At 29.9% G+C, this 9,315-nt stretch carries 6 protein-coding genes and 1 pseudogene; 1 reads left to right on the top strand and 6 read right to left on the bottom strand.

The genetic code is table 11. From position 1 onward, the window contains the following. Nucleotides 1-133: 133 nt before the first annotated feature. From KPL38_RS08815 to KPL38_RS08790, 6 genes and pseudogenes are all read right to left on the bottom strand, one after another. Complete coding sequence (locus KPL38_RS08815) at nucleotides 134-1,168, bottom strand: ABC transporter substrate-binding protein (protein WP_216288777.1); 1,035 nt, start codon at nucleotides 1,166-1,168, stop codon at nucleotides 134-136. 33 nt (nucleotides 1,169-1,201) lie between these two features. After that, nucleotides 1,202-1,990 (bottom strand): DUF3919 family protein, encoded by a 789-nt coding sequence (locus KPL38_RS08810; protein ID WP_216288776.1) that lies wholly within the window; start codon nucleotides 1,988-1,990, stop codon nucleotides 1,202-1,204. Between the two features lie 108 nt (nucleotides 1,991-2,098). Then, the gene (locus KPL38_RS08805; RefSeq protein ID WP_216288775.1) at nucleotides 2,099-3,511 is read right to left on the bottom strand and encodes a sensor histidine kinase; all 1,413 of its coding nucleotides are present in this window, start codon (nucleotides 3,509-3,511) and stop codon (nucleotides 2,099-2,101) included. Nucleotide 3,512: 1 nt separating this feature from the next. Next, nucleotides 3,513-4,129 (bottom strand): annotated as a pseudogene (locus KPL38_RS08800) (response regulator transcription factor). 342 nt (nucleotides 4,130-4,471) lie between these two features. Beyond that, nucleotides 4,472-6,934 (bottom strand): sodium-translocating pyrophosphatase, encoded by a 2,463-nt coding sequence (locus KPL38_RS08795; protein WP_216288774.1) that lies wholly within the window; start codon nucleotides 6,932-6,934, stop codon nucleotides 4,472-4,474. Nucleotides 6,935-7,241: 307 nt separating this feature from the next. Beyond that, complete coding sequence (locus tag KPL38_RS08790) at nucleotides 7,242-7,997, bottom strand: sulfite exporter TauE/SafE family protein (protein ID WP_216288773.1); 756 nt, start codon at nucleotides 7,995-7,997, stop codon at nucleotides 7,242-7,244. 184 nt (nucleotides 7,998-8,181) lie between these two features. Between KPL38_RS08790 and KPL38_RS08785 the strand changes: the two genes are divergently transcribed. Then, nucleotides 8,182-9,213, top strand: coding sequence for an AI-2E family transporter (locus KPL38_RS08785; protein WP_246577886.1), 1,032 nt, complete (start codon nucleotides 8,182-8,184; stop codon nucleotides 9,211-9,213). Nucleotides 9,214-9,315: the final 102 nt, after the last annotated feature.

Raw genomic sequence — 9,315 nt, 5'->3', positions numbered from 1 at the left:
GAACGTTATTTTTGCAAAACATAGTAATCCTCCTCTACGTACTGATTTTGATATTATTATATCATAATTACTACGTTTGGAAGTAATTACAAGCTTTTTGTGGGATAATCAATCTATATATTAATATACAAATTTACGGTTTGATTTTTTTAAGAGCATCTAACATTTCTTCTTTATCAATACCAGCTTTTTTAAAATCGTATTTATCACTATCTAGAAGATTATTTAAATTTTGTCCTCCCTCTGGCAAAGACACATCTTTCCTTGTAGACATAGCCATTGAGAAATTTTTTAAATCATTTCCAGCTTGCGCCGTTAAGCAATAATCTATAAAAGCATTTGCAGCCTTAGAGTTTGGACCATTTTTTATTTTAGAAACTGCGCAAAGAGTCCATCCCACATCTTTAGGAATTTTAGATTGTATATTAAATCCAGACTTTTTAACGATAAGCTGTTGATTTATAAAATTAATAGCAATTAAATATTCACCAATACCTACTTTTTCTGCTGGGGTAATACCATTTGCAGTAACTTGTGCTACATTATGATTGAGTTTTCCTAAATATTCTAAGGCTTTTTCCTTTCCCATAGATTGCACAAGGTAAGAAACAAATGTGTAGCCAGTGCCTGATGTTTTTGGGTCAGGTATTATAATTTCACCTTTAAAAGCAGGGTTTAACAAATCTTCAAAACTTTCCGGTTTTTTTATTCCCTTTGATTTAAATTCCGCATCCCATCGTTCTTTATTGATACCAATAGATAATGCTTCTATATAAAGTCCTGTCCAATACCCATCTTTATCTTTATATTTTTCAGAAATATAACTGGCATTTTTCGAAATATATTTTTCAATTATACCTTCCTTTTTCATGTACTCATGGGCATCTACTGTGCCTCCTAAAAAAACATCTGCTCTAGGGGCTGTTTTTTCATCCATTGCCCTGGCTAAAGCTTCCCCAGTAGGAAATCTCAAAAGGGAATACTCACAACCGGTTTTTTCTTTAAATCCTTCTAATAAAGGTTTAGCCTCATCTTCATGAAAGGCTACATAAACCAAAAGTTTTTCACCTTGTAAATTAGGATAAGCGCTTTGGTTTTTATTGCATGCAATGAGCATTGTAAAACAAAAGAAGAGTAAAATAAATATAGTAAATTTGTAAGCTTTCATTAAGGCACCTCCAAAATACATCAAGTATAGAAATTAAATACCAGTTTTACTGATGTTTTTACAAACCTCTACTAAATCTCCTTTCATGTAAATTGCAGTTACTACCTCATTACTAAAATCTTGAATAACAATGTATCCATTTTCATATACATCAATATTTATAATTGCATAGGAAGTTTCTTTTGTGTTTGGGCTGGAATTGCTTTCTTTCTCTAAATATGTTTTTATGTGGTATATCACTTTCCCCTTTGTATTTATTGCTTTTTCTAGGGCTTCATTTCCGTGAATCTTAGAACATTTTAGTATTTTATTACAAATAGAGGTTTTATCATCACGACCACATTTTTGTATATTGTTATTGCTATCTACTACTGTAACTTTATTACGCTCATTAATAAGATTGCTTAGATTTTCAGGAGAACATAAAATTTCATTAATATAATTTTTAAGCTGATCTACATAAGGCTTATCTTTAGGATTTCCATATATAATATCACCAATTTTTAAGTAACTCCCTAAATTAAAAGCAGATTTTTTATTATTTAAATAATAAATAGTGCCACTAATTTTATCAGAATCATATGCATTCTGACTTTTTTGTAAGGGGTTACTCTTAGACATTTCGTCTGCAATATCCCATACATCTCGAATAACACTGCTCTCAGAAATAATTGTCTTTCCCCAACGGTTACTATAAACTTCTAATTTCACAGGTGTGGAGGTATTTACAACTTCTAAAACTTGCTCTCTATCCTGAATAAGTACTAAATGGTCATAATTTTTTTCATATTGCCAAAATGTTATGATTCCTAGTGATAGCATAAAAACAAAATAAATAATAACCAACTTTTTATATTTCTTTAAAATATTTATTACTCTCTTCCTCCTTATGGTATCAAAAAACGTTTTCAAAATTACATCAAAATTGCATCAATTTTGTAACAGTTTAAAGTATAATTCTACCTTTGTTCCATTGTAACTACTTATAGAAATATCTCCCTGTTGCTTTTTCATGATTTCCTTACAAATGGCAAGTCCAAGACCCATACCACCATGCTGATTTTGCAGCGTTTTATTTGCAGTATAAAAAGGCTCGAATACCTTTTTCAAGTGTTCCTTTGGTATGCCTACACCATTGTCTGTTATAGAAACAATTAAAGATTCTGCCATTAAAAACATTTCTATAACTATAGAAGTACAATCACTATATTTTATTGAATTATCAAGTATGTTTAGAAATACTTGTTCTGTTCTCTGTTTATCTATACAAATAAAATGTTCAAATAACAATGTTTTTATAGATATATTGTATTTTTCTAATCTAGGTTTTAATATTAACAAACTTTCCTCTATTACAACTTTAAGGTTTGTTTGCTCCAAATCCATTTGAAAATTTTCCTTATTTAATTTAGAGAGGTTTAACAATTCTTCCACAAGGCAAAGCAATCGTTGTCCACCCTTTTGGATATAATCGCAACATTGGATTTTGTCTTCCTCAGTCTTTACCCTAGGAAGTAGATCTGCATATCCGATAATTGAAGTTATAGGGGTTTTTAATTCATGGGTAACGTTATCTAAAAATCTTTTTTGATTTGCTTTTTCATCTTTTAATTTTAAAATATAGTTATTAATATTAGTAGACATAAGATTAAATGAATCCGCTAAATCTGTAATTTCATCCGTAGTATCAATTTCTATATTATTTGTAAAATCACCATCTGCAACCTTCTGTGAGGCTTCCTTTAAAGATAAAATAGGACTTACAATTTTTCTAGAAAATGCATTGCTTAAAAGAATAGAAAGAAACAGTGCAAGTATTCCTAACAGCATCATGGTTATACTGGTATTTTTAACTAAACCTATTTCTTTATCTAGAGGATAAATATATCGAAAACAACCAATAGTTTCTTCTTCAAAATAAAGTGGACTGGAAAATAAAATATATTGCTTATCCTCAATTTTTTTTATAATATAGGACTTGGTACCTGAAAGTGCATGAACCACATCTTTATTCTCCAAAATTGTAGGGTACTTATCGGAATCCCCTATTAATCCATCCTTGTTGTATAGTTGAATTCTGAATTTGTAATGATCTGAAAAGTTTTTAGCAATAAAAGGGGTCATGTTTTTAAGAAGCACTGGCAAGCCTGTGTTTTTTTCGTTGTCTAAATAAGTGATTATATTTAATTGACTGTTGTAACTTTCTTGTTTTAGCATGGTAATTGAATTATTCAATATATTTTTATAAAGATTACCAATGGTAATAAAGCATACAATAAGCAAAACCGGAAGCAAAACGGCTACATTCATAATCACAATTTTATTTTTTATACCAATTTTCATATCATACCTCTAATCTATATCCAGCACCATAAATAGTTTGAATGGCATTACCATGGATTTTAAGTTTTTTACGAATTCGTTCTATATAAATATCAACAGCCCTTGTGTTACCCTCATAATCGATCCCCAAAGTTTTTCTAATAACTCTGCTCTTGTAAAAACTTTATCTATATTTTGTATTAAAAGATTTAAGGTTTCAAATTCACGAAAAGTAAATTGCACTTCTATTGAATCTATAAAAATCTTTCTTTCAGCTTTTAGTAGCTTGATGAATCCTTTTTCTATTTTATTACCACAATTTTCATTAATAAGTTTTGATTGATTTATTCGTCTTGAAATTGCCCGAATTCGAAGTATAATTTCCCGACTATCAAATGGTTTTGTAATATAATCATCTGCACCTAACTGTAACCCTAGGAGTTTATCATTGAGTTGACCCTTTGCAGTTAGAATGATTATAGGAATTTTTCTATTAATTTGTTGCATTCTCTTCATTACTTCATAACCATCTAAATCAGGAAGCATTAAGTCGAGTAACACTAGGTCTGGTTTTTGGTTTTGAAATGCCTTGATACCGATATTTCCATTAGCACTAGTTATTACCTCAAAGCCTTCCAATTCTAGGTTCATACGGACTAGATTCAGAATACTTTCTTCGTCATCTATTAATAAAATTTTCATTTAAACCCGCTCCTTCTTATATGTAATAAATAATATTCAGAATCATTTATAATATCTTGTTATTAATATTTATTATACGCAAAAATTACACAATTTTCAATTTGTTTGTAAATAATATGTATTGTACCCCCTTTATTTGCATATAAAATTTATTACATAAGTTGTCCAGACTTTAATAATAAATTCTATAATTCTCTTTCTAAGAAAATTATAACCCTGTATAAAATATAGGGACCAGATTTTATATTAAAATCTGGTCCCTATATTTTAAAATTTTTCTTAATTTTTAATTCTCATTCTGTAGAATGAGCGCCATACAAAAACAATAGCAATTATAAAGAATACTGCACCAATATATGGAGCAACTGCCCTGAATTTTTCTGATATAGCAATCTCCATTGCTAGCATACCAAATAAAGTTGTAAATTTAATTATTGGATTTAGTGCTACAGATGATGTATCTTTGAAAGGATCACCAACTGTATCGCCAATAACACATGCATCATGAAGTGGAGTTCCTTTTTCATTTAAGTCAACCTCAACAACCTTTTTAGCATTATCCCAACACCCACCAGCATTTGCCATAAATATAGCTTGAAAAAGTCCAAAAACTGCTATAGATATAAGATAAGATACAAAGAACGCAACCGGTTCAGTGTTATTTCCTCTAGGAGCTGAGAAAAATGCAAATGCTAGTGCAAAAGAGAATATTGCAACGAATATATTAAACATACCCTTTTGTGCATATTTAGTACAAATCTTAACTACTTCCTTAGATTTTTCTGTAGAAGCCCTTTTATCTGCATCATCATCTAGTTGTATATTTTTCTTAATATACTCTACTGCCCTATAAGCACCCGTAGAAACTGCCTGAGTAGATGCACCTGTAAACCAATAAATTATCGCACCACCACACATGAATCCAAAAATAGTGTACGGATTAAGCAAATTAAGAATAGTTTCAGGTTTAACTTTTAATACGTCTTGAATAACTAGAATAAGTGAGAAAATCATTGTTGTTGCTCCAACAACTGCTGTACCAATAAGTACTGGTTTCGCAGTTGCTTTAAATGTATTTCCTGCTCCATCGTTAGCTTCAAGATAATATTTAGCTTTATCAAAATTTGGTTTAAATCCAAAATCTTTTTCTATTTCTTTATCAATATTAGGAATAGTTTCAATAAGTGATAATTCATAAATTGATTGTGCATTGTCTGTTACAGGGCCATAACTATCCACTGCGATAGTTACTGGACCCATACTAAGTAATCCGAAAGCAACCAAACCAAAGGCAAACACTGAAGGATACATCATAATATCACTTAATCCAAATGTGCTTGTAAAATATGCTACAAACATTAAACCAACAAATACCATTCCTTGCCAAAATGCACTAAAGTCACCAGAAACAAGTCCTGAAAGAATGTTTAATGAAGCTCCACCCTCTCTTGAAGCTGTGACAACCTCTTGTACATGCTTTGATTTACCACTAGTAAATATTTTAGTAACCTCAGGAATAAGTGCACCACCCAAAGTACCGCAACTAATAATAATAGCTAATATATACCAAAGACTACTTGAATGTGCAGTTAATGCAACATCAGTACCAGGTCCAAGAACAAAATAACTAACTGCGAAAGTAACAATTATTGATAATATTGATGAAATCCAAACAAGATTTGTTAAAGGTTGTTCAAAATCAAGGTCATCCTTATTGCCATATTTCATTCCGTTGTAAGCTCTATTTATATAAAATGCAACAACCGACGTAATAACCATCAATATACGCATTGTAAAAATCCATGTAAGTAAAGTACTCTGAATAATTAATCTCTGTGATTCTGGAAATGCCATACCAACCCCAAGAACAATAAATGAGATTAAAGCAACTCCTGTTACACCATAAGTTTCGAACCCATCAGCAGTAGGCCCAACACTATCCCCTGCGTTATCTCCAGTACAATCTGCAATAACTCCTGGATTTCTAGGGTCATCTTCTTTAATTTTGAAAACAATTTTCATAAGATCCGATCCAATGTCGGCAATTTTTGTAAAAATACCACCGGCAATACGTAATGCACTTGCTCCTAAAGATTCACCAATTGCAAATCCTATAAAGCTTGCACCTGCAAGGCTGCGTGGAACAAAAATTAATATTATTAACATCATGAAAAGCTCAACGCAAATTAAAAGTACTCCAATACTCATACCTGCATCAAGAGGAATATTAATAAGATTTAAAGGGTTACCCCGCAGAGACGCAAATGCCATTCTGCTGTTTGCCAAAGTATTCATTCGAATACCATACCAAGCAACACCATAGGAACCAAGTATTCCTACTATTGTCCATGCAAGTACTAATAATACGCCACTAAAACTAGTTCCTTGCAAATATCCAAAATAAAATGCAATAATACTACCTATAATGAGGAATAAAATTGCTATAAATTTACCCTGCTGGATTAAGTAAGTTTTACAAGTTTCAAAGATAATTGCTGAAACATCAAGCATAGATTTATGTGCTTTAATTTTCTTTACCCTCAAGAATTGGTAAAAACCAAAAACCATGCCTAATAAGCAAATCACCAGTCCCATCATAAGTGTGCCATTTTGCGAGGATGACAGCTCAGGAATCTTTAAATTCGACTCATCTGCATATGCCATGACTGGAGATAAAAAAGTTAAAATTACACTACTTAGAATTGAAACCTTTACAATTTTTTTAGTTATGTTAGCATTCATAAACAATACCCCCTCTAAAATTATAAATTAAGTGGTACCCAAGTCCCACATTAAATAAATTAAATTAATAGACTTTTATAGTTCAAAAAAAGTTAGTAGTACGCATCTTTATTTTACCATTTTTAGTAACTTTTTTCAACTTATTAAAGTAGTTATTCTTTTGTATATCATGATTTTAAAATATTTTAAAAATCATTTAAACAAAAAAAGTTTCTCCCTATACTGTATGTAGTAAATGCCAAAAAAGTCGTAATTTCAAATTGTATTTTCACTTTATATTAATTAATGTTTTATGCTACATATAAAACTATATTAATAATTTTACTGCAGCTAATGCTGTCACAACAATAATAATGTATCTGAAGTATTTTTCATTGATTTTTTTAATCATTAGCATTCCGAGTAATGCGCCAAGTGCAATCGCAGGTACCATTCCAAAAGTAAGTATAATTGTCTTAAATGATATGTTATGCCAAAACAAAATTTGTAATGGCACTTTAGATATATTAATTAAAAAGAAAAACCAAGCCGTTGTGCCCATGAAATTGTTTTTTTTGAAATTCATGGTTAATAAATACACACTGAATATAGGTCCTGCTGCATTGCCAATCATAGACGTAAACCCCGTAGCAATACCAGCCATTACATAAAACCATTTATTTGTTGGAACTTCTATATTATCACCTTTCTTCTGCGTGTATATTAAAACAACTAAACAAAGTAATAGTGATATAGATATAACCGCCTTAAATTGTTTATCATTAATATAGTTTCCAACTATAACTCCTGATATTAATCCTATAAAAGACCAAGGCAAAAGTTTTTTTATATTTTCCCAATTCGCATGCCTATTATAATAATATAATGCAAAAATATCTCCAAGTATTAATAGTGGAAGGATAACACCTGTGGACCCCTTTCCTCCAAATAGACTTGCAAGAATTGGTATAACAGGCATCATAAATGAACTGATACCTGTTTTTGAAAATCCCACCAAAAAAGCAGCTATTATTAGCCATATCCATTGCATCATTGATAAATCAAATGAGTTAATAAATGACATTGTTTTGCCCCCTTTATATTTCTATTGTTTTACGAAATTAATATGATTTATCAACTTCTATTTTAATACATCTAAATGATAAGTTAATGAATAAGTGCACAACTATATGCTCAAACTACATTGTATAGATTAATGAGAAGGATGTGAATTACTATGTTTAGAACATAATATACTAAAAGACTTATTGATTATTAATTTAGTTTTTTTAGGCATTCTTTTTTTTGGTAAGATGTTTTTTATTCATAAACTTATAAATATACTTTCCAAGTCATTTTTAATTCCCTTTATATTTTCTGTGTTTTTATTTTACATTATAAAGCCATTAAATATTATTTTTATGAAAAACGGCTTAAAACCAGGTTCCTCCGCCCTATTAACATTAACACTAGGAGTATTTATTACCATAGGTGCTATAACTTTCTTTAGTAATTATATTGCAACTGAATTTAATGGAATAATAAAAGAATTAACAAATATAACAAAAAACCAAGACTCTATTAATAACATAATGAATAAAATTAATAAATTTTTACCTTCTCAAGATATTTATAAAACTTTTGCCAAAATAGCTAATAATTATATGCAAGATTTTGTCCACAACCTAATGTTTACAGTAAATTACACAATACATACTTTCTCCACTCTATTCCTTGTTTTGATAATATTATTTTATTTACTTAAGGATGGTGCTAATATAAAAACCAAAATTACATCTATAGTGCCAAAAAAATATAAAGAATTTGTACTAAAAACTCTTATCGAAAGTAATAAAATATTGGAAGCTTATGTTACAGGTCAAGCCAAAGTAGCTCTTTCTTTGTCTATTATGATATATATTGCCTACAAAATTATAGGTATTCCAAATGCTCTTCTTTTTTCTTCTCTAACCTTTATTTTGGCTTTTATTCCTTTTATAGGTTTTTTTATTTCTATGATTATTCCTTCTATTATAGCCTTAAGTATGGGGTTTGTCATGACTGGAAAACTTGTAATTGTATTTATAATTGTACAGACATTAAAAGGTCGAGTTGTTGTTCCTGCAATTATGTCTCGAGCAATGGATATTCACCCTTTAACTGATATCTTCTTGGTAATAAGTGCAGTTGCATTGGGTGGACCTTTAGCCGCCTTTGCTGTTGTACCTATTTACGCAATTATTAAAACAATTTTTTCTAAGTTATATGAATGCAACTTAATTAAAAAGCATAATAAATAGCCTAATTTTCTCGTCTAACACTCTGTTGAAATTATAGTATAAATATGCCTTATCGAATTAACAAAACACACTAGTATCTACCAATACTCCTAAATTCCATTT

Source organism: Clostridium psychrophilum (assembly GCF_018861705.1).
GTDB classification, from domain to species: Bacteria; Bacillota; Clostridia; order Clostridiales; family Clostridiaceae; genus Clostridium_AD; species Clostridium_AD psychrophilum.
The sequence above is the reverse complement of the archived record's forward strand: the minus strand, read 5'-3'. Positions and strand labels throughout refer to the sequence as shown.